The sequence below is a fragment of the Sinorhizobium fredii genome, from assembly GCF_002944405.1.
In the GTDB taxonomy this organism is placed as follows: domain Bacteria; phylum Pseudomonadota; class Alphaproteobacteria; order Rhizobiales; family Rhizobiaceae; genus Sinorhizobium; species Sinorhizobium fredii_C.
The window spans coordinates 661,466-683,491 of sequence record NZ_CP024310.1 but is presented as its reverse complement, the minus strand read 5'-3'; the positions used below and the strand labels follow the sequence as shown (position 1 = coordinate 683,491).

The 22,026-nt window shown below is 62.8% G+C and carries 16 protein-coding genes; 5 read left to right on the top strand and 11 right to left on the bottom strand.

The window, feature by feature from the left end; genetic code table 11:
* Positions 1 to 27 precede the first annotated feature (27 nt).
* Complete coding sequence (locus NXT3_RS26935; protein ID WP_104841021.1) at positions 28 to 3,180, top strand: efflux RND transporter permease subunit; 3,153 nt, start codon at positions 28 to 30, stop codon at positions 3,178 to 3,180.
* Between the two features lie 137 nt (positions 3,181 to 3,317).
* Here NXT3_RS26935 and NXT3_RS26930 read toward each other — a convergent pair whose 3' ends face one another.
* Positions 3,318 to 3,758 carry a helix-turn-helix domain-containing protein gene (locus NXT3_RS26930; protein ID WP_097525853.1) on the bottom strand — a complete coding sequence of 147 codons (441 nt, stop codon included), beginning with the start codon at positions 3,756 to 3,758 and terminating at the stop codon, positions 3,318 to 3,320.
* A 691-nt stretch (positions 3,759 to 4,449) separates the two neighbouring features.
* On the opposite strand from NXT3_RS26930, the gene NXT3_RS26925 reads away from it, so the two are divergent.
* The 4 genes from NXT3_RS26925 (at position 4,450) to NXT3_RS26910 (ending at position 8,124) form a co-directional block, all read left to right on the top strand.
* On the top strand, positions 4,450 to 5,469 hold the full coding sequence (locus NXT3_RS26925; protein ID WP_104841020.1) for a helix-turn-helix transcriptional regulator: 1,020 nt from the start codon (positions 4,450 to 4,452) through the stop codon (positions 5,467 to 5,469).
* A 192-nt stretch (positions 5,470 to 5,661) separates the two neighbouring features.
* Positions 5,662 to 7,017, top strand: coding sequence for a TadE/TadG family type IV pilus assembly protein (locus tag NXT3_RS26920; RefSeq protein ID WP_104841019.1), 1,356 nt, complete (start codon positions 5,662 to 5,664; stop codon positions 7,015 to 7,017).
* Positions 7,014 to 7,544: a TadE/TadG family type IV pilus assembly protein gene (locus NXT3_RS26915; protein WP_104841018.1), complete on the top strand. Its 531-nt coding sequence runs from the start codon at positions 7,014 to 7,016 to the stop codon at positions 7,542 to 7,544. Before NXT3_RS26920 ends, NXT3_RS26915 begins: the two co-directional genes overlap by 4 nt.
* Before the next feature lie 10 nt (positions 7,545 to 7,554).
* Positions 7,555 to 8,124, top strand: a complete 570-nt coding sequence (locus tag NXT3_RS26910) for a TadE/TadG family type IV pilus assembly protein (RefSeq protein WP_104841017.1) — start codon at positions 7,555 to 7,557, stop codon at positions 8,122 to 8,124.
* A 526-nt stretch (positions 8,125 to 8,650) separates the two neighbouring features.
* Here the strand turns inward: NXT3_RS26910 and NXT3_RS26905 are convergent.
* The 10 genes from NXT3_RS26905 to NXT3_RS26860 form a co-directional block, all read right to left on the bottom strand.
* A complete protein-coding gene (locus tag NXT3_RS26905) occupies positions 8,651 to 10,462 on the bottom strand; it encodes a methyl-accepting chemotaxis protein (RefSeq protein ID WP_104841016.1) in 1,812 nt (603 codons plus the stop codon).
* Positions 10,463 to 10,774: 312 nt separating this feature from the next.
* Entirely contained in the window at positions 10,775 to 11,812 is a 1,038-nt protein-coding gene (locus NXT3_RS26900; protein WP_097525976.1) for a capsular polysaccharide export protein, LipB/KpsS family, read from the bottom strand.
* 117 nt (positions 11,813 to 11,929) lie between these two features.
* Positions 11,930 to 14,098: a glycoside hydrolase gene (locus NXT3_RS26895; RefSeq protein WP_104841015.1), complete on the bottom strand. Its 2,169-nt coding sequence runs from the start codon at positions 14,096 to 14,098 to the stop codon at positions 11,930 to 11,932.
* Positions 14,099 to 14,100: 2 nt separating this feature from the next.
* Positions 14,101 to 15,099, bottom strand: a complete 999-nt coding sequence (locus NXT3_RS26890) for a glycosyltransferase family 2 protein (RefSeq protein ID WP_104841014.1) — start codon at positions 15,097 to 15,099, stop codon at positions 14,101 to 14,103.
* Positions 15,100 to 15,160: 61 nt separating this feature from the next.
* On the bottom strand, positions 15,161 to 15,559 hold the full coding sequence (locus NXT3_RS26885) for a VanZ family protein (RefSeq protein WP_104841411.1): 399 nt from the start codon (positions 15,557 to 15,559) through the stop codon (positions 15,161 to 15,163).
* A gap of 38 nt (positions 15,560 to 15,597) precedes the next feature.
* On the bottom strand, positions 15,598 to 16,944 hold the full coding sequence (locus NXT3_RS26880; RefSeq protein WP_104841013.1) for a glycosyltransferase family 4 protein: 1,347 nt from the start codon (positions 16,942 to 16,944) through the stop codon (positions 15,598 to 15,600).
* Between the two features lie 124 nt (positions 16,945 to 17,068).
* Complete coding sequence (locus NXT3_RS26875; protein WP_104841410.1) at positions 17,069 to 18,298, bottom strand: glycosyltransferase family 4 protein; 1,230 nt, start codon at positions 18,296 to 18,298, stop codon at positions 17,069 to 17,071.
* A 24-nt stretch (positions 18,299 to 18,322) separates the two neighbouring features.
* Positions 18,323 to 19,078 (bottom strand): polysaccharide deacetylase family protein, encoded by a 756-nt coding sequence (locus NXT3_RS26870; RefSeq protein ID WP_104841012.1) that lies wholly within the window; start codon positions 19,076 to 19,078, stop codon positions 18,323 to 18,325.
* Positions 19,071 to 20,402, bottom strand: a complete 1,332-nt coding sequence (locus NXT3_RS26865) for an O-antigen ligase family protein (protein ID WP_097525845.1) — start codon at positions 20,400 to 20,402, stop codon at positions 19,071 to 19,073. Before NXT3_RS26865 ends, NXT3_RS26870 begins: the two co-directional genes overlap by 8 nt.
* A gap of 11 nt (positions 20,403 to 20,413) precedes the next feature.
* On the bottom strand, positions 20,414 to 22,009 hold the full coding sequence (locus NXT3_RS26860) for a GumC family protein (RefSeq protein ID WP_104841011.1): 1,596 nt from the start codon (positions 22,007 to 22,009) through the stop codon (positions 20,414 to 20,416).
* Positions 22,010 to 22,026: the final 17 nt, after the last annotated feature.

Genomic DNA, 22,026 nt, shown 5'->3' with positions numbered 1-22,026 from the left:
CCAATCAAGCAGAACGGAAACATGCCGATGCACGCCTCTACCGGGGACAAGAAACCGTTCAACCTGTCGCGCTGGGCGATCGGTCATCCGAGCATCGCGCGCTTCCTTTTCGGACTGATCATCATTACCGGCGTGCTCGGCCTCGTTCGCATGGGGCAGCGCGAAGATCCGGAATTCACCTTCCGCACCATGGTCGTGCAGGCCGTCTGGCCCGGCGCCTCGATGGAGGAGATGCAGGACCAGGTCGTCAACAAGATCGAACGCAAGCTGCAGGAGACGCCGCATCTCGATTTCGTCCGGTCCTACACCCGCGCCGGCAGCGCCGTCATCACCCTGCAGATCGAGGGCGACACCAACGCCGACGACGTTGCCGATGCCTTCTACCAGGTGCGCAAGAAGGTGGGCGATATCGCCAACGAGCTGCCGGACAGCGTCCTCGGCCCCTATTTCAACGACGAATTCGGCGATACGTTCATCACGCTCCACGCGATCAGCGGCGACGGCTACAGCTATCCCGAACTGAAGCGCTTCGCGACCGAGGGCCGCGACATGCTCTTGACCACACCGGGCGTCGAGAAGGTCGTCATCCTCGGCGACCAGCCGCAGAAGATCTACATCGATGTCTCCTCCAAGCTGCTCGCCGCCCGCGGGCTGACCCTCAATGACTTGCGCAACGCCGTCGCCGGACAGAACAATGTCGACCCCGCCGGCAGCGTCGAGACGGGCATCCGCTCGGTGCGCATTTCCGTCGACGGGGATGTGAAACGCGCCGAGGATATTCGTGAGCTGAGGCTGCGCGCCGGCAACGAGACGATCCGGCTTGGCGACATCGCCACCGTCACCTCCGGGCTCGAAGACCCCTATTCGCGCAAATTCCGCTTCAATGGCCACGACAGCGTCCAGATCGGCGTGGTGATGGCCAAGGGGCACAAGGTCACCGATGTCGGCAAGGCTGTCGAGGCGACCTATGAACGCTTCGGATCCTCCCTTCCCTACGGTGTAGCGGTCGAGCAGATCTCGAACCAGCCGGAGGTCGTGACCGAGGCGATCAGCGAATTCAGCCATGCGCTTGTCGAGGCGCTGATCATCGTGCTCGTCGTCTCGTTCCTGTCGATCGGCTGGCGTTCGGGCCTGGTAATCGCCGTCGCCATCCCGCTGGTGCTCGCCGCCACCTTCGCGATCATGTACGAGCTCGGCATCGACCTGCAGCGCATTTCGCTCGGGGCGTTGATCATCGCGCTCGGCCTGCTCGTCGACGACGCGATGATCGTCGTCGAACTGATGGAGCGGAAGCTCGAGGAGGGGCTCGTGAAGATCGAGGCGGCGAGCTTTGCCTATTCCTCCACCGCCTTCCCGATGCTGACGGGCACGCTGATCACCACGGCCGGCTTCATTCCCGTCGGCTTCGCGGAATCGACTGCGGGCGAATATGTTCGCTCACTCTTCTACGTCGTCGGCATCGCGCTCGTCGTCTCCTGGTTTGTAGCTGTCTATTTCACGCCCTGGCTCGGCTACATGATTCTGAAGCAGCGCCACCATGCGGGAACCCACCACGACGCCTTCGACACCCGTTTCTATCGGCGTCTCCGTGCAACCGTCGGCTGGGCCGTGCGCCATCGCGTCCTCGTGCTCGTCCTGACGCTCGCTACCTTCATGGGAAGCCTCTGGGCGTTCCAGTTCATTCCGAAGAACTTCTTCCCGCAGTCGTCGCGGCCGGAAATCCTGGTCGACCTCTGGCTGCCGGAGGGCACGAGCATCCAGGAAGTCGAAAGACAGGCCAAGGCGCTCGAGGCGCGCATGATGGACGACGAGGACAAGCGCTTCATCGCCACCTATATCGGCGAAGGCATACCGCGCTTCTTCCTGCCGCTCGACCAACAGCTGCGCAATTCCAACTTCGCGCAGCTCCTGGTTATGGCAAAGGACGAGCCTGCCCGCGAACGGCTGATCGTCAAATTGCGCTCGATCCTCGCCGACGACTTCCCCTCGATCCGCGCCAAGGTCGACCGTCTTTTCCTCGGTCCGCCGACCGGCTGGCCGGTGCAGATCCGGGTCATGGGGCCGGATCGCCAGGAAGTGCGGCGCATTGCCGATCAGGTGAAGGCGAAGTTTAACGAAAACCCGCTGCTCGGTGCGATCCATGACGACTGGCTGGAGCCCGTGCCGGCGATGAAGCTGGTGATCGATCAGGATCGCGCCCGCGCGCTGGGCGTCACCTCGCAGCGCATCCGCCAGATGCTGCAGGCGGCGATGTCCGGCGTGCCGCTCGACGATTTCCGAGACGGCGAAGAGACCGTCTCGATCGTGGCGCGCGAGCCGGACGGCAACCGCCAGCTGCTTTCGGCCGTCAATTCGGTCTATGTGCCGACGGATTTCGGCAGCTTCGTGCCCGTCTCCCAGTTGGCCAAGGTGGTTCCGGTCATGGAGCAGGGCATCGAATGGCGGCGCGACCGCCTGCCGACCATCACCGTGCGTGCAACGCTGCCGGACGGCATCCAGCCGAACGACGTGACCCTCAAGCTCTATAACGAACTTCAGGGCCTGCGCGACGGTCTCGCCCCGAGCTACAAGGTCGAGATCCAGGGCGGGGCGGAAGACAGCGCCGAGAGCCAGGCGTCGATCGCCGCCAAGGCGCCGATCATGCTGCTCGTCATCGTCGTCCTGCTGATGGCCCAACTCCAGCACTTCGGCAAGTCGATGCTGGTGCTCGCAACCGGGCCGCTCGGCATCATCGGTGCGGCTGCGGCGCTGCTCATCAGCGGCGCACCCTTCGGATTCGTCGCCATCCTCGGCGTCATTGCGCTGCTCGGCATCATCATCCGCAATTCGATCATCCTGATCGACCAGATCGACCAGGACATTGCGGCGGGCATGGAGCGCTTGGAGGCGATCATCGGCGCAGCGGTACGGCGTTTCCGGCCGATCGTGCTGACGGCGCTGACCGCAGTGCTCGCGCTGATCCCGATCTCGCGCGGCGTGTTCTGGGGACCGCTAGCCTACGCGATGATGGGCGGCATCCTGGTGGCGACGGTGCTGACGATCCTGGTGCTGCCGGCCGGCTATGCGCTGTTCTTCGGCAGGGAGCCCAAGGTAGGCGAGCCGGAAGGCGAAACCGCCGAGCCGCCCACGGAGGCGACTGAGGACCGCTCCGCCTATCCCGCACCGATCGCCGCAGAATGAACTGCGGGCTCATCCACGCCGCTGCGATCGGTATCGCGGCGGCAAGCCCCCGTCCAAAGGTGAGCCTAAACGGCTGGCTCGCGGGCACACGTGTTCGATCTCGCGCTGCGCTCAATAATGTCGTGACCGGGTGTGGCTTATTCCGCTGCTATCGGTGCCTCTTCCACCGTCGGCGCCAAGGCTTTGACGAGTGCCACGATCTTCCGCCGAACCTGCGGATCGCTGAGCCGGGCAAAGGCGCGATTAAGAGCTACGCCCTCCTCGGTCGCGAGAAACTGCAGCATCTCATCGCTGGAGGTCACCGCGGCGCCATTGTGCTCCAGACCGTTCGTGCTCTCCGGGCCGCCTTCGAAGAAATAGGACACCGGCACGCTCAGAACCTCGGCAGCCCGCTGAAGGCGGCTCGCCCCGACGCGGTTCAGGCCCTTTTCGTATTTCTGCACCTGCTGGAAACTGACGTCGAGCGCCTCGCCGAGCTTCGTTTGGCTCCAATCCAAAGCCAATCGGCGCAATCGGATGCGGTTGCCCACATGGATGTCGATTGCGCGGGGTTCTTTCTTGTTCGGTCTGGCCTGCATTCGTTCTCGTTCCCACCTTGTTGAGCGTCCTGCGTTCAATGACCCAAGCGCTATAGATTGCCCCGCAGGACACCACGCTCAGTAGAAGCCAGGGCCGGCGGGAGTAGTTTTCAACTTAAAATCACCACTTCCTTGAATATGTCGGACGGCTTACAAAAGACATACGGAAACAACTGCTCCAGTATCCGCATAGCGCAGGGCTTATCCCGATGGCGACGCTTTCCGTCTGCAACGATCCTTCGGGGGTGAACGTGACGCTCATCACGCGGAGCTCAATGTTCCTTGATTGCCGATTTGGAGTGAGGATGAACCGCCCCCGCGGCGGTCAACTGCGATGGGCGTCGCGTGCCGCGATTGGATCAATACCCACGCGCTGCCGGTCGCTTCATTCCGTCGCCCGCGCCCGCGATCAGTGGGCGAGCCCGTCCGCGCTTCGATTGTGCCCGCCACCTGTGAATCGCGATGCTCATCCGGCGCCCGCGCTCAATTTCTGCGAAATCCGGCTGCGTTTTTCGCTTTTTGGATAGACGTATACACATAATCGTTTACGCCATAGCTAATATACGGTCTATTTGTACGATAAATGCGGACACGGCGAGTACCCATCAAAGGGAGGTGGCGTGAAGCTGAGACCAAAAAATGTCATTCGAGGCGCCAAGCGGCACGGCGCCCCCGCTTTTTCGGACCCTAGATGAGGTACGTTCCTCATCGACCCGCCTTCCGCATCGTCAAAGCAGATGCCGACGAAATGTCGGAGCATTATGCAAGGACATTGTCGCCCGCGAAGGTTGAACCCTTGCAAGTCGGCGGGCGTATCTCGGTCGAGGATCGCCACTATTCTGCCGGGCCGTTCAGCATCTGGGCGGGCATGTGCCATTCGGGCATGAAAGTCACATTCTCGCGACCGTCCGATGCCTTTGTGCTCTACCTGCCGCATTCGAGCGCCATGGAGATCGATGTCGGCCGCAAACGCCTTCTATCGACACCCGGCACGGCCATGGTCGGCAATATGGCGCAGTTCGAAAAGCTGACGATTCACGAGAACCGCGGCCATATCGGCATCGCGTTTGAGAAATCAGCGATGGTCGGCCAGCTGAGCCAGCTCCTCGATGCCCCGGTTCTCGGAGATATCGACCTTTGCGCGACTCTGGAAACCGACTCGGCGGTCGGCTCCAGGCTCGCAGCTCTCGGAGGCCTGCTCTGGGATTGTTTCGACGGCGCAGACCGGGTGTCAACGACGGCGGCCACACATCTTTTCCAGGCAGCAATGGTCATGATCCTCGAATCGGTTCCTCACAACTACAGCGCGCGATTGCACAAACCAATGTCACCCGCCATGCCGCGAAATCTGAAACGGGCGATCGAATACATGGTTGCCAATATCGCCGAGCCCATGAGCGTCGCCGAAATCGCCCGGGAGGCCGGCACGAGCGTGCGTGCCCTGCAAACGGCCTTCCAGCAATTCAAGGATACAACGCCCTTGAATTTTCTGCGCCAGATGCGGCTTGAAGGTGTTCGCAAGACCCTTTCCGACAGTACCAATGCGCTCTCGATCGCGCAGGTGGCGCGCGCCTGGGGCTTCACCCATATGGGGCGGTTTTCCGCGGTCTACCATGACGCCTTCGGCCAGACACCGTCCGAAACGGCCAAGCTCCACAGCCGGCGCGGCGCCGGCGTGGCGTCGTCACGATCGACCGACAGCAACCGCTGACCGCCGAGCGGCTCCCGGCGAGCCCGCCCATCTCAGTCATCGGCCGGCGCCGTTCTGACCGCCCGCATTGTTTTCCTGCGCAATCCGGATAGCAGCGCGCCAATCGGCTAGCCCGAGACGACGCTAATTTACCCACGAATAATATTTCGAAAGCACGATCGGCCCGCGTGGTAACGGAGCTGGTCATTTAACATGCGTTTCGATTTCGGCTTATTCCGTCAGCTGATCACCGGCCGAATGGCAAACATTATCCGCGACAAGGGCGGCAATGTCGCGCTGACGGTCGCAATCTGCATGGTTCCCATGCTTCTCGCCGTCGGCGCCGGGCTCGACTATACGCGCGCCTACAACATTCAGAGCAGAATGCAATCCGACCTCGACGCGGCGCTGGTGGCCGCCATCAAGGAGATCGACGACTACGACGAGGACGCGATCGTCGACAAGATCAAGGAATGGTTCGACGCCCAGTCCGAGAAGCAGAACGCGACCTATGACCTGACGGACATCAAGGTCGACAAAACCGGTCACACGATAACCGCTTCGGCGAGTGGGACGGTGCCGACGACGGTGATGACGCTGGCGGACATCAAGACCGTTCCCGTCGGCGTCGTCAGCGCCATCGAGGGGCCGGCCACATCTCACCTCGAAGTCTACATTGTCATCGACAAGTCGCCGTCAATGCTGCTTGCGGCGACGAGCGAAGACCAGGCAATGCTGCGGGCCGACAAGAATATCAGCTGCGAGTTCGCCTGCCACGACACGAAGGATCCGGTAAAGAAGAACGGCTCCGTCATCGCATCGACCTACTACAACTACATTAAGAGCCTCGGTGTAAAGCTCCGAACAGACGTGGCGCTCGACGCCGTCGAAGAGGTGCTCGACATGGTCGACGCGGCAGACGAGGACCATGCGAGGATCAAGGTCGGGCTCTACAGTCTCGGCGAAACAATTGCCGAGGTTCTCGAGCCGACCTATTCGACCAGCACGGCGCGGAAGAAGCTGTCCGACGATAGCAGCGGGCTGACGAGCGCGACCTCTATGAACGCCACCTATTTCCAGACCGCCCTCAAAGCGTTGAAGAAAAAGGTCGGCACAGCCGGAGATGGCACGTCGGCGGCTTCGCCACTAAAGCTCGTTCTTTTGCTTACCGATGGCGTTCAGTCGAATCGCGATTGGGTTATCAAATGGAGCGGGAAATATTGGGGCCGAGTTACGCCGCTGAACCCGGACTGGTGCGACTACCTCAAAGACAACGACGCAACCATGGCCGTTCTCTACACGGAATATCTCGCGATCCCGGCAGACTGGGGCTACAACGCAACTCTCGCCAAATCGATGGGCAATAGTGATTGGACGTCAACATGGGGCGGCACGCCGCATAGCGGGGTGAGCAGCAGCACCACTCGGCACGACTATATCCCGATCGCGCTGCAGGACTGCGCCTCCTCGTCCGACCTCTTCATCTCCGCCGCCTCGGAAGACGAGATCACCGCCGGCCTTTCCACCCTTTTCAACCAATATCTGACCTCGGTACGCCTGACCCAATGACAAGCCGTTCGAAGATAACGCTTCTGCGCCGGCTGCTGCGCGACAGGTCGGGTGTCGCCGCCATCGAATTCGCGCTGCTCGCGCTGCCGCTGTTCACCATCATTTTCGGGATTCTCGAATGTGCGGCGATGTTCTTCATCGACACGGCCCTCGATGCGGCGGTTCACAAGGCCGCTCGCTTGATCAAGACCGGTCAGGCGACTGCAGAGAACATGACGCTCACCGGCTTCAAGACGGAGGTCTGCGGCAATCTGCTCTATGTGCTCGACTGCGAAGGCAAGCTGCTGGTCGCCGTCGACACGCTCACCGACACCTCCTCTTCTGGCGCGATGAAGGCGATCAACAGCAGCGGCGCCGTCGCGATCACCGAAGGCTTCGAAATCGGCAAGGGCAGTGACTACCTGATGGTCCAGGCTTTCCTTCCGTGGAAGCCGATCGTCAGTCTCTATTCGCTTTCGAGCTCCACGCTCGCGGACGGCAGCTATCTGATGGGCGCCGCCGTCCTGCTCCGCAACGAACCGTTCTGAGGATGCCCGCATGAGACCGATCGCCAAGAGAACAGTCGCCCTTCTGCGGCATTGCCTGCGGAACCGCGACGGAGCTTCCGCGATCGAATTCGCCTTCCTCTTTCCGATCCTGCTGCTGCTGCTCGCCGGACTGGTCGATCTCGGCCAAGGCCTGACGGTTCGAAGGAAGATCAATCAGATCGCTTCGACGAGCAGCGAGATCATCGCCATGCAAAGCAGTTGGACGGAGGCGAGCGTCGAATCGATCCTCGACGGCGTCAGCACCATCGTGCAACCCTACGAAACCGACGAACTTACGGTCCTCCTTTGCGTTCTCGACATCGACAGCAACGGCAAGGCGACCGTGAACTGGTCTGCCGCCTACGGCACGACAGCCCTCTCTTCAGGGCAGGACTCGCCCGTCGAGGTGCCAGAGGATTTGCGAATCGCGGACGTGCAACTGGTGGTGACTCGGGTCCAATATAAGCTAGATACGATCTTCTCCGGCCTTTTCGAGAGTTTCACGGGCGGCGGCTCTTACGAATACGACCAGCATTTCTTCATCCGACCGCGAAACGGCAACACGATCACCTACAGTTAACGGCCATGCGGGCCTCGTCGTAACGCCTCGACTTCCTGGAATAGTGCAACTGTTCCTGGCGCCGGCGGAAAAAATGCTAGTAATCGCTACAGGTCTTGAGGCCACAATACTGACACAGTCTGGACATGTTCTCGCCCAGCATTTGTCTCGGTGCAGTTATTTGCACGAAATAACATATATAACGAAAGATTACATCCTGTTGTTGATTGCCGACTATGCGCCTCGTGCAGTCGGCAGCCGCGCCGCGCTATTTTGCGTGAAGCGTATACCCTCTTCGCAATGCGGATATGGATATCACCTGGAAACGGTAGCCTAGCGCCGGCCGGTCCGCTTACACTCCTTCTCGTGGGTGCAGGGCAGCCTTGGGCATGATGCCCTGGGTATCGTGCCAGCGGCTTGGCTTGCCGCTGGCACGTGCCGCCTCCGGCGGCCAGTTTGCGAAGCCTCTCTTCCTTTTTTAAGCTTCGAACGTTCGCGCCGACTGTTTCAACGGTAACGATCTTCCCGGCGCGCAGCCCCAACGCGATCAGGCAACGCGGCGCAGCGGCCCGGCATTGGCCTTCACCTGAAACCGTCCGGCAATCCGGTCGAGATCAAGCACCTCCTCGCTGAGGGTGCGGCAGGCGGCATTCGTCTCTTCGACCATGGCTGCGTTTTGCTGCGTGACCTGGTCCATCTGCTGCAGAGCGGCATTGATGCCGTCGAGGGCGGAGGACTGCTCGTCGGCCGCGGTGACGATCGCGCCGATCAGGCCGCTTACCTGCTGCATATGTCCTTCGATGCCCGTCAGTGCCGAACCGGTCTGGTTGACGAGTTCGACACCGTCGGCAACCTCGCGGGCCGAAGTTTCGATCAGCTGCTTGATTTCCCTGGCGGCGGCGGCCGAGCGGCTGGCAAGTTCCCGCACCTCCTGCGCGACGACCGCAAATCCCTTGCCGGCTTCGCCGGCGCGGGCCGCCTCGACGCCAGCATTCAAGGCCAGCAGGTTTGTCTGGAAGGCGATCTCGTCGATGACATTGAGGATCTGCCGGATGCGCGACGAGGAGCCGGCGATCCGTTCCATGGCGGCGACCGCATCGCGGACGACGGCCGCAGAGCGTTCCGCGCCGTCCTTTGCCGTTCGCATCACCTGGCTTGCTTCCCTTGCGCGTTCCAGCGAGGTCCGCACCGTGGCGGTGATCTCGTCACAGGCGGCGGCGGTCTGCTCCAGCGACGCAGCCTGATGCTCGGTGCGCTTTGCCAGATCGTCGGTGGCACTGGCGATCTCCGACGAACCGGAGCGCAGCCGCCCGGTCGCCTGGAGCACGCCGGAAATCGCTTCGGCAAGCTGCGCGACGCTGCCGTTGAATTCGCTGCGGAGCCGGTCGAACTCCGGGGCGAAGCCGGCGTCGATCTGCGCCGTGAGATCGCCGGACGACAGGCGACCCAGTCCCCCGCTGAGCTGATCGATGACGGTGAGCCTGTCCTTTTCCTCCGCCGCCCGTTGCTCGCGGAGCGCCGTCTCTTGCTCGTCCCGGCGGCGGCGTTCCTCTTCGGCACGCTCTCTCATGCTGCGGCGCTCGATCGCCGCCTCGCGGAACACGGCGACCGATTTCGCTACCGCGCCGATCTCGTCCGCGCGATCCGAAAACGGCACCGCCCGGCTGTAATCGCCGCCGGCGAGCGTCTCCATATAGGACGACATCGCCGCCAGCGGCTGGACCGCACGGCGACGGAAATACCAGAGGCCGGCGGCAAGCAGCAGGACCGAGATCGCCGAACTTGCCGTTGCCGCCAAGGACAGGCGGTGCGTATCCACGGCTGCAACTGCTTCCTCGCCCGCCTGGAAGGCGACAGCCATCTGCACCAGTTCGTTCACGGCAACTTCGTGGTGGTGGAAGCTGTCCTTCAAGGCGCTCAGTGCCTGACCCGCGCCGGCAAGGTCGTTTGCCTGCAGCGCCGGCAGGAACCGCTTGCCCATCACCTGCCAGAAGAGGTCGGCCCTGGCGAGTACCTCGTCTTCCAGCTTCTTCATCAGCGCCTTCGGCGCTGATGAAGACTTCCAATAGACCCGCCGCTCGTCATAGGCGCGCTTCAGCGCGGCAAGCTTTTCCTGGTTTTTGGCGGCAAGCTCCCGGCTGGAGATCGCCTCCATTGCGAGCATGTAGGATTCCACCGTGTAGAGCGGCGGCGGAAGGATGTCGGCAACCAGATCCTTGCCGTAGACGATCTGGTCATAGACCGGCCCGTTCACCCTGAGCTTGTCGAAGGCGTATGTCTTGATGCCGATCGAGACCAACAGTCCGGCCGCAATGATTCCGCCGAACACAATCATTCCGCGTGCAATGTTGAGTTTCATATGTCTGCCCCTATATGCCTGCCCCTCAGGGGAACCCCTCGCAAAAAATGCAGAAATCAACGATCCTGTTGCCGTAAATTTTTGCGGCACGCGTGAAAAGTGTCTCGCAGCGCGAGAGTGCTCTCGGTGCAAAACTCTTCTGTCGCAGGAACAATATGCTTTACCCACAATAATTAGTTGCATTCCATGATTGCGGAATGGTTAAGAACGCAGCAGCGGCGGATTAAATCGAAACAAGCTTGCTCAAAACGGATACTGCCCGACGGTTCACGCCTGTCGGAGGCACCGGAGGTTGAGTGCACCGATTAGGCCTTAGAGCGACCTTTGCACGTCTAATGACACGCGGCGCTGTAGGAGGTCCATTGCGGCAAAAACATCCATGGGCCGCCAATCTGCCGGGTTGCGATAGCTTGGATAGAGCCCGAGGGCGGCAGCGGTGATTTGGTCGACCGTTGGCCTCGCCAGTGCACGGCGGGCCAAGGCGAATTCGGCCGCGGGGCTCACCCGATCCTGCGTCAACCCCCATCCGCCGTAAAAGGGCACTGCGTAGCAGCGCACCGGCAACCCCCTCAACAGCGCATCAAAGCCGACCTGGCTGGAAACGGTCCAGACCTCGTCGACGACATCGAGGATCGAGGCGACCGACACCTTGTCGCCGAGCAGGATGACGCCGGGAGTCCTGGATGCGCGTTCCGTGATGTAGCCCTTGCGATAGCCCGCCATCACGTCCGGATGGGTCCTGACGACGCATTGTGCGCCGCCCGTCAGCGCGTCGTCCAGCATGCGGTCGAACGAACGCCGGCTGCCGAGCGCGCGTGCCACCGAGACATCGCCGAAGACCTGGTCGACGAGGAGAATGCGCCGCCGGCTGCACGGCTCGATCGACGGTGGGCGATGCGGCAGGTTGTTGTATTTGGAGAGCCTGTATTCAACCATCCGCTCGCGGATGCGCCGGCCGAACCCGTCATGCCGGCCGCCCGCCGCCTCGGCAATCAGCAGCTCGAGCCGCGAAGCCCGGCCGCCGTCGACGGGCAGCGCCAGGTCGTCGGCAATGATCGAGACCGGTGCGTCTCCGTCCTTGCCCAAACCGACCGAACGCAGGAAGCCGTCCTCGAGGTGCCAGTGCGGCAGCCGCCGCGCGCGGGCGACCGCCATCGCTGTCCTTGCGGGGATACGCCCGCCCCAGGAGACGACGCCCTCGATCCCAGGCGACAGCGTCGAGGCGAGCGGCTGGCCACTGAAATAACGTCCGAGCCAGGGAAAGGCCTGACGTACGAAGAACGTCGCACCCAAACGGCTGCGTGGCTCCGGCCACCAGGTCTTGCCGCCGATCTCGGGCAAGCTGTCCATCGCTTCGAAACACTCCATGCATCCACGGCCGATGCGCATCGTTCGACCGCCTTCCGATCACGGACCAAAATCAGGTTGAGCCGGGAAATGCAATCGCTAACTCGGTGCGCGACGAACTCAGCCGTCCTCGAGCTCCAGAAGAAAATAAGTCGTCGGCCCATAGGGCGTATCGTTCGACAGGCGGAAGGCGACCGGACCCGCACCGCTGCGCACCGGCGGATAAACGGTGCCGTCCAGGCCGACCGGAGATATCCTCCATTTGGCCTTTCTCTCCAGCGCCAGATCGACATTGCCCTTGCGGATCAGCACAGGCAGGCTGCCGAAATCCTCGATGACTTTCTCCTCGCTGTCTCTGAAGATCATGCCGCTGTTCTGGGCGTCCGTCGCAAAGATCAGCAGCATGCGGCGGCTTTGCGCGAGCGAAGGCTGGCGATCGATCGCCGCAAGGGCGACGAGCCCGTCTCCATCCGCCTGCTCGATGCGGAGAATGCCGAGATCGATCGGCTCGCGCAGCGAGGAGAATGCCGCCGCCTCGGTTGCCGCCGTTGAGACCCGCAACTGCCCAATGCGGCGATCAAACCGGATCTGGCCGGTGTCGCTCTCATAGAGGCCCGCTTCCGTATCGGTCTGATTGTCGCGAGCCAGCGAGCCGCTGTCGCGAAGCGCCGTCAGTATTTCCTCTGCTCCCTCCGTCCGCGGCTGCGCGACACCGACACGGTCGTCGATGCTGTCGGCAGGAACGAGGCCGATGCCGCCGGTCAAGGCGAGCTCGGTGAGGCGCTCCGGCTCGCGCGCCTGCATATCCTCGCCAAGATCCTCCTCGCCGCGCACCGCAAACGGAATCGTGAGGCCGGAGGTCGCCACATCGCCGCGCCGGTAAAGAAGGGCCGCCAGCGTTTCGCCGGCCCGCGCCACCGGATCGAGCGCGATCGCATAGGGGAGCATCGCCCGCTTGTGCGGATAGGGCTCGCCATAGGCAAGCACGATCGGCCCATGGCCGTGCCGGCAAAGCACGTCCCAGCCCTGCAGCGACGCATAGGCCGGCATGACGAGGCCCGCCTCGTAGCGATAGCGGTTCCAGAACAGGTGGTCGTACTCGCTGACGATGAAGGGCTTTCCGATCCAGCGCGCCGCTGCGATCATCCTGAAGTAGTTGGCGCCGTCGGCAATGGAACTCACCTGCAGGAGGGCGCTGCCCGGTGCATAGCCTCCGACCCAGTCGTGATAGGTGTTCATGGTCACCGCTTCGAGATCGCGCCGGCTCAGCGCAGTCTGGACTGTGGGCCAATTGTTGTAGGTGCTGATCAGGCCCCTATAGCCGAGATCGCGCAGCATCTGGCTCATCCGGGTGGCCGATGCCCGCTCCAGTTCGGTGAAGAATGCCTGCAGATCACGGATGCGGGGGCTGTCGGCGTAGCGATCGGGCGGCAGCCTTACGGTGCCCGTCTCCAGCCGTTCGTCGTCGCCAAGCTCTCCCCAGGCCTGCGTGAGTTCGTCGGTCGAGGCGTAGCGCTTCGCGAGCCACCGGTTGAAGGGTGCAACAAGCGCCTCCTCGTAGGCGGGTGCGCCCGGGCGCTCATGCACGACGCTGTCGAACTCGATGCCGTTCTCGTTGGCGAGGATCACCACCGCCAGGGCATCGTCGCGAATGGGCGCGACGCCGGAATAGGGATTGACCCGCGCTAGGAACGTCTCCTGCAGCGTCTTCCAATGGGCGAAGGCCTCCTCATCCAAGTGCAGACGCAGCTTGAGATCGCCATTTGCCTCCCAACGGTCGTCATGACCGCCATAGGCTCCGCGCGGCGAAGAAAGCCCGTCGATGATCCAGTGGATGCCGTTTCGCTTCAGCGCCGCGAGCAGGTAGTGGATGCGGTCGAGGGTCTCCGGATCGAAGGCGAAATCCTTCTGCCGGCCGAACATCAGGCTCGCGTCGGTAAAATGCAGCCGGGCGATGTTGTAGCCGTGAAGCGCCAGCTGCCGCGCGTAGCGTTCCGCACCCTCGTGATCGGGAAAGCCGCCGGAGGCTGGGCTCCAGGCCAGCGAGGCGCAGAGCATCCGCAGCGGCTTTTCCGGAGATGCCGCATGCGCCAGCCGCCCGCCCTCCCCGGCGACGAGCCGGTGATCCGCGTCGATCACGCCGTTGGGCAGAAAGGTGGAAAAGTCGAGCGGACTGCCCTGTTGGACTTCCAGCGAAACGTCACGCACCGGCACCCATTGGTCGGAGGCATTCGCCGGCGGCGTGAAGCAGCCGAGGAAGATCGCCGCAGCAGTGAGCAGTAAACGCATCGTCAAGCCGGTTTCCCGAGGATTCTGCTCTCGATCGGGTCGCCCGGCTGTCGGCGGCTTCTGAGCATTCCGACGGGAAGCGCCGCCGCGTGGAAGAACCAGGCGACGACCGTGTAGAGTCCCATGCTTAGGCTGCGTTTCTTGACGCTTGCCAGGGCAACGACACTGGCGACCGTGGCGAGCACCGCAGCGATTGCGACGAGCTTGTCCGGCAAGAAGACGATCAGTGCAAGGCAGAACAGCCACCAAAGATGCACGAGCCCCCAAAGCCTGAGTTCCGGCAGTTCGCGCAGAAGCTGGAGGAAATAGGGTTTGCCGAGCGAAGCGCGCAGGAGCTCGCCGATACCGTAGAGATATTTGCTTTTCCAGCGGCGCACGAGCAGCCGGTAGGAGTTGACCGTGTGACCGAAGTGCTGGACGAAGCGCCGATCAAGCCGGTAAAGGCCCCAGCCGGCGCTTCTCAGCCGGATGCCGAGATCGAACTCCTCATAGCCGTGCAGGTTTCGGTCCGACAAGTAGCCGACATCCTCGATGGCGCTACGCCGATAGAGCCCGCCGCCATTCATCCGGTCGATCGGCCCCGTCCGGTTTTCCGGAGCGTTGCGTTTGACGCGCCGCGCAAATTCCAGGTTCGAGACGTGCATCTCCTCGACGTGTCCGGTCACGCCCGCGATCGCCGGGTGGTCTTCGAGGAAGCCGACGGCCTCGTCGAGAAAGTCCGCGTCCAGCAGCATGTCGCCGTCGATGAGGCAGATATAGTCGTGACGCGAATGCTGAAAGCCGAGCTGTGGGCCTATGCCGCAACTTGGACGCGCCGGCGGCGTGATCTGCGCAATGACTGTCGGATATCGGGCGGCGATCTCGATGGTGGAGTCAGACGATCCGCTGTCCGCGACAATGACTTCGCCGCCCTGGCGCTCAAGCGCTGTCAAGGCGCTCTCGATCGTCGCGGCGATGCGCTTTTCTTCATTCAAGGTCTTGATAATGACGGATATTGCCAAGATGGCCCCCAGGCAGGGTGCGCCGTGCTTTTGCTCGCCACACCCATGCGGTCTAAATGCACTAAGCGGAACTTTCTACCTGCGATGGTTTGAGTTTTGGTTTACTTCGCCAATCCCGCAATTGCCGTCCGCAGCGAGCGGCGTACCAGGCCGCACCGGCGCCGCATCCTCCGCCCGCCAGCTTGACCGCAAGATCCGTCACGCGCGCGTGGCGATCGGCCGATAGCATCTGCAGCAATTCAAAGCCGACAGCCGCTCCAAGCACCAGGCCAAGGACGAGGGCAATGCGCTGCGGATAGGCGGCGGCGAAGAGGAAGCCGATCAGCCCATAGGCACCGAACCGCTCGAGGTGGACCCACGTGCCGATATGCGGACGCATGGCGATCGGCGACAGCGTCGAAAAGGCGATCAGCGCCAAAAGGAACCACGCGAGGATCGCGGCCGCGCGCCTGAAATTCATGATCGCATTTCTGCGGCCGTCCCGGCGCATGGCGGAGGTCATCTTGCCAGCGCCCGATAAACCGAAAGGGTTTTCTGCGCGACGCTCGCCCAGCTATGGGTCGCTTCCACATGGGCAATCTGCGTTCGGACCGCATCGTCGGTCGGCGGATTTGCTATTTTTTTGGCGAGGGCGGCGGCAAGGGCGTCGGTATCGCCCAGCGGAAAATAATCGTCGGGAGCGAGGGCAAGTTCGCGGTTGGCGACGATGTCGCTGGCGAGCACCGGCAAGCCATGGGCCAACGCCTCCAGGAGGGCGATCGGCATGCCTTCGTGGCTCGAGGGGAGGACGAAAAGAGCCGCATTGGCGAAGAGTTCGGCCAGCCTGTGGCCAGACTGGAAGCCCGTCAGGACAACGCCGGGCACGCCTTCAGCCATCGCCCTCACCTTAGCCGCATAGGGCGTTTCGAACTCGGCGCTTCCCGCCAGGACGAGCTTGACGCCGGTACCGCCGAGACTCGCGAAGGCCCGGATGAGGTCGGTCTGGCGTTTTTCCGGAACGAGCCGTGCCGCAAGCAGAATGTAACGTCGGCGCGTCAGGCCGAACTCGTCGAGAATGCCCGTTCCGCCGCGCCACGGCGATATAGCGACGCCGTTCGGGACAAGGGCCACCGGAAGCCCGTAACGCTCGCCCATCGTCTCCACGATTTCCTTGGAAATGGCGATACGCCCATGCGCAAGCCGCATGCCCATGCGTTCCCCGAGCTTGAGCATGCGCTTGGCGAAGCTGCTCCATTTCTGCCGGTCGTAATCATAGCCGTGATGGGTGACCACCACCTTCAGGCCCAGGAGCCGCGCGAGGGGAACCAGCAATGCCGGGCCAATCGCATGAATATGCAGTACGTCCGGCCGGCGCAGTGCCGCAAAACAGACGCCGATAAAGGTGTGGACGATCGCCTCCAGCGCCATTGATCGCGGTGCCCAGAGTGGGAAGACGCGAATGCCGCTCCAGAAATAGGAAGCGGTCTTGGGGAGATATCGCCGCCGCCCGATGACATCGACGCACCAGCCAAGGGCCACCAGCCTGGTGGAGAGCATCTCGACATGCTTTTCCACGCCGCCCTGCACGTCGGGTATCCCACGCAGGCCAAGCATCATCACGCGCGGACGCGCGGCCGTCGTCTCAATGGACCGGTGAAAACCGTCAAGTTCGTCCCGGGACAGTGCGGTGCCTGAGCCGGAGAATGGCCCCTCGAGCAACGCGGCCGTCGCAAGTGCCGGCGCGTCGACGGCGAGCAGCTTTTCGGGAAGAGGCGCCTCGCCGCCGCGAGCGGTGTTGACCGGGGTCGCTGAACCCCTCGTCTGCTGCGGAGCATGATCCCGCGAGACTGCCGTCTGACTGCTCATGGTTGTCTTGCCCCGGAAGTTCCCTTTCGGCAGCTTTTACGTGCAGAACACTTTCGCCGGGCGTAAGAAGATCGCTAAAGTTTTACGAGACTGGCCGGAAATCGGTCGCCGGACCTTGCTCAGCCTATGCAGCACCGAGCGACGCGTAGAGGTCGAGGGTCCTCGTCCGATAGGCCGCGGCCGAGAATTCTCTGGAGATCCAGGATCGGCCCTCCGCGCCCATGCGTGCGCGTGCGTGAGGCGAAAGCGCCGCCATTTCGCTGAGCGCCCGTGCAAGGTCCTCTGGCTTTCCGGAGGCGGCAAGCAGCCCCGTCTCGCCTTCCCTGACCATCTCCGGAATCCCACCGATCGCCGCGCCGATGACCGGCCGCTGCAGCGCATAGGTCTCGAGAAGGCTGATCGGCGCATTCTCGTACCATTCGGAAGGAAGCACGAGGGCGCAAGATTGGCCGATGACCCGGTGCAGCTTCTCGCCTGAAAGATAGCCGGCGAATGTCACGTCTGCGCCGAGGTCGGCCGCCAGCTGGCGAAGGCTCGCCTCTTCCGGCCCGGTTCCGGCAACGATCAGCCGCTCTCCCGAAAGAGCTATCGCCCTGATCAGGGTCGCCAGTCCCTTTTCCGGCGCCAAGCGACCGGCGAAGACAAAATAGTCGGCCTCCTGCCAATCGGTCCGAAAGGTCGAAACATCGACGAAATTGGCTATGTGGACCATCTTTTCGCGCGGCCAGCCCCATTCGGCGAGCTTGTCCAGGTAAAAGCGGCTCGGTACGACGAGCCGATCCACCTTGTCGCGATAAAGGCCGAGCAGCCGGTGCAGCATCGTTTCCGCCAGCACCACGGCGCTCAACGGGACTGAGTCCTTGACGCAGCGATGGCGAAGCACGTTATAGATTTTCCCGCCGCGACAATCTTCGCAGACTTTGCCATGCCGCAGCATCTTGTAGGAGGGGCAGGCGAGCTTCAGATCGTGAACCGTCATGACCACCGGGATGCCGGCGGATTTCAATGTAGAGAAGATCGCCGGCGACAGATGGTGATAGACATTGTGGGCATGGGCGATCGCGGGGCGGCTCTGGCCGATCAGCCGGCGGATGTTGCGTTGGGCTTCGAGCGAATAGATGACGCTCGCCGCTTGAACCGCCTTGCGCAGCAGCCCCGTCTTCCGGCCGTATTCAATTTCGGAGACGAAATAGTCCGACCAGGGCGTTTGCTCGTTGAGATCGTGGCGCATGGCGAACGGTACGACGTCCCAGCCGAGCTCGCCGAACATCGCCATATGATCGAAGAACACCGCCTCGGCTCCACCGCGGCGGTAAAAGTAGTTGTTGATCGCCAGCAGACGCTTCCCGGCTATGCCATGCTCAGGCACCGCAGCCCCCTACCAATTGAACCGGTCGAGCACCTCATCGACCGGCAGCACGCGACAACCCTTTTCGACGGAATAGCGGACGAGACGATCGAAGGTCTCGGGCGTGCAGCCATGGGGCGTCGGCCACGGCGCGATGTCATGCGTGAAGAAGATGAGCCATCCGGGCTCACTGACGAGCGCGTCGATCCATCGGGTCAGGGTCTCGGCATGCTGCTCCGGCTGGCGGATTTCGACGGCCTTGAGCATCAGTGGATCCACGGATTCCCGGTTGATGGCCTCGCCGCCGGCGCGGCAGGAGCGATAGCGGCGGCGCAGCTCGGAGCGCGCCAGCGGCCAGGCGGCGTTATAGGGAAAGGCGAAGTTCCGCGCCGGCGAGGCGACCCCGACGCTCTTCAGATAGTCCGCATTGCGGTCGAGGTCGGCGGCGAGGCCGCCGGCGCTGCGAACCCTGAGATGCGCAAAGGTGTGGCAGCCGATCTCATGCCCGCGCGCGAGCAGCTCCGCGCATCCCTCCGGGGTGATAAGCGTCCGATGCTTTTCCACCCGCCCCCCCAGCCCGCCGGCGATATAGAAGGTGCCGCGCGCATCGTACCGCTCGAGAATCCGGGCTCCCTCGTAAAGGGCGCTGTCGGGCACGTCGTCGAAGGTGAAGGAGACGAGCGGTATGTCCGTTTTGATATCCCGCCGCGCCCCGGCGAGCCGCCAGATCGCCCGGTTGGCTAGCCGGTCGACGAGGCCGCCAATCTTTTCCTGAACATCACGCATGAGCAACGCGCTTTCCTTTTTCCGGGACGGCACCTTTCGCCAGCACGGCGCTCGATTGCAGGTGCAGTCCGTAGATGGCGAAGACGAAAGTGAACCAGACAAAGCTCCCGCCCTCGAAGAAGAGAGTTTCCAGACCGGCGTGGAAGATCGTGTAGAGCCAGATGCGGATGTAAAGCCGCGTCAGCGGCGCCTTCTCGCGCTCGGGCGCAATGCGAGAAATGTCGCGAAGCGGCAGCAGGATTAGCCAGACGAGCGTGAGCAGCAGCCCTGGGAAGCCGGTCGTCAGGGCAATGTCGAGATAGGAATTGTGGCCGTTTGCAGCGGCCACCGCCCAGGTCTCGACCGAGCCGCCACTGTAAACCAGCTCCTCCGTCTGCCAGAACGCCCTGAAGCCGTAACCCGTCAGCGGCCGCTCGGCGAGTGCCGAGAAAGCGAAGCGCCAGATGTCGGAGCGATTGGTGAATGTCGCGTCGATGCCAAGGCCAGTGATGAACTCTCCGAGCGGCCTGAAAACCGCCGAACCCACGGCGAATAGATTAAACAGGCCTACGCCGCCGATGACGATCAGCGCACGCAGCGGCCGCATCTTTTCGAACAGCCATCCGAGCATGAGGATTGCCGGCAGCATCGCCGTCGAGGTTTTCCCGCCGGTGTTGACGAGAAACAGGAACGACAGCGCGAAGATTGCTAGGCCCGTTATACGCGACCAGCTGCTCGCGACGAACAGCCCGAAGAAGGCGGCGAGCACCATCCCGGAGGCGGCGCTGTTCTTGTGCGGGAAGTGACCGCGCCAGAGCCCGGCATTCATCGGCTCGCGCAGTTCGGACGCCTGGTGGATGGCGAGCGTCGGCTTGAAGAGAATGCCGTAATAGGCGAATCCCAGCATGATCAGGCTGCCGATCCCCAGCATCTTGGCGAAGTGGCGCTCCGAGGCCGGCAGCAGCAGATAGATGCTGGCATTCACCGTCATGATCGTCGAGAGAACGATGCCCTTGATGCCGAGCATCGGATGCGCGGAGATCAGCGAGACGAGGAGGAACCAAAAGGAGAGGATGGCGAGAAGCAGGCGCGGCTGCAGGATGATGTCGCGCATCGGATGCAGCAGCCCGTAGCCGAGCATACCGGCGGAGAGCAGCAGTGCCAGGATCTGGTTCAGGCGGTTGGAGTTGCCGGCGGAAGGGTCGAGGATCGCCTCGCCCGTCAGGTCGACATAGGGCGTGATCGATACCCAAAGAAACAGAAACATCGCCATGAAGAGGAAGGCGCCGACGCGCGCCCTCGCAATGTCCGGCGCGCTGGTCTCCGCAAAGGCGGCGGTTGTCATTGGCCGGCTTCCTATCCGACCGCCGGGCGCTGACCGCGTAGATAACCCCAGAGGCCGAGCGCCAGCGCGAGTGCAACACCTGCGGCGAGACCGGCCAGGGCGCCGCCGATGAGCAGGATCGAGGTTCGCGGCGGCCAGCTACGCGAATTCGGCGGCATGGCGCGTGAAATGACGCGGATATTGGTCGTGTCGATCTGCTGGCGCTCGGTGATCTGCTGGGCGCGCGCCAGATGGGTTTCATAGATCGCCGCCTTGGTGCGCGCATCGCGCTCGAGGTCGCGGAGGTGGACCTGCGCATCGTTGTCGGTGAAGACATTCGATTGCTCGTCGTCGGCCTTTGTCCTCAGGGCACCGAGCGCCGAGCGTTCCCGGTCGAAATCCGCTTTGGCGCGCTCGGCTATGCGGCGCGCTTCCTGGTTTATGCCAGCCTCGAGCGTCGCGCGCTCGGAACGTGCCGCGGCAAGACGGGGGTGCCTTTCGCCGTAGGTGAGCTGCATCGAACCGATCTGCTGCTGCACGGCACTATATTGCTGGCGCAGGTTCGTCATGTCAGCGGACTCAAAGACCGAGGCTCTGGTCGTCTCTCCCTGCGCGATCGCGGCACTCATCTGCTTGTAGCGCGTCTCCGCCTGGATAAAGCGCTGCTGGGCCTCGAGAACCTGAGTATTGAGTTCGCTCGAGAGCTGGTTGCTGACGAGTTCGCCATTGGCCGACAGCAGGCCGTTCTCGCGCCGGAAATCCTCGACCTTCTTTTCTGCCTCGGTCACGTTGCGGCGCAACTCATCGAGCCGGGCATTGAGGTTCTGCGCCACCCGGCCGGCGCTTTCGGCCGCCGATTGGAAGAGTTCCGCTTCGAAGGCGTCAACTATTGCGTCGGAAAGGGTGACGGCCTTTTCCGGTTCCTCGCTCCAAACCTCGAGAACGACGACGAAGGAGCGTTCCTCGCGGCGTGCCTCGACCCTTTCCGACAGGGCGCGAATGGCCGTCAGCTCCTTGTCGGCCTTGCTGTCTCCCCGTGAGAACAAAGCCGTCAGCACCGCAAGTGGCGACGATTTGACGAACTCCGGATCGTTCGTCAGTTGCAGCTTGTCGATGACCCGCTTCAGAACATTTCGCGACGTGAGAATCCTGAGCTTGCTCTCGACCTCCAGCAGCTGCGCGTCGCGCTGCGGGTTGCTGGTAAAGACGTCATCGCTGACGACGTTGAGGTTGGAGGGGTCCACCACAAGGTCGGTATAGACGGTGTAGCGCGGTGTGGCGGTAACCGCATAGATGAAGGCAGCGGCGACGCAAAGAACAAGCGCAAGGACGATCCATCTCATCCCGTCGCGCAGCCAGAGGATGATGTCGTCTATGCCGACGCTGCCGAGCGTGGGAAGCTGCGGGAAGTAAGCGCCGACAGTCGGCGGACTGGGCCTTGCCGCCGGTATCGGCGGGGAAACATCCTGCGTTGCCGCCGGGGCGGAAATCTTGTGCTCCTCGGGCTCGACCGGCGCTTCCCTGTCAACGGCCGGAACAAGGTCCAGCAGCGAGCCGCCGGTTCCGCGCCGGGGACTGCGCGCCTCCAGGCGCAATCCTTGCTCTAAGGGCTCGCTCCGCCGATACATCCGTTTTTCCCCACGCA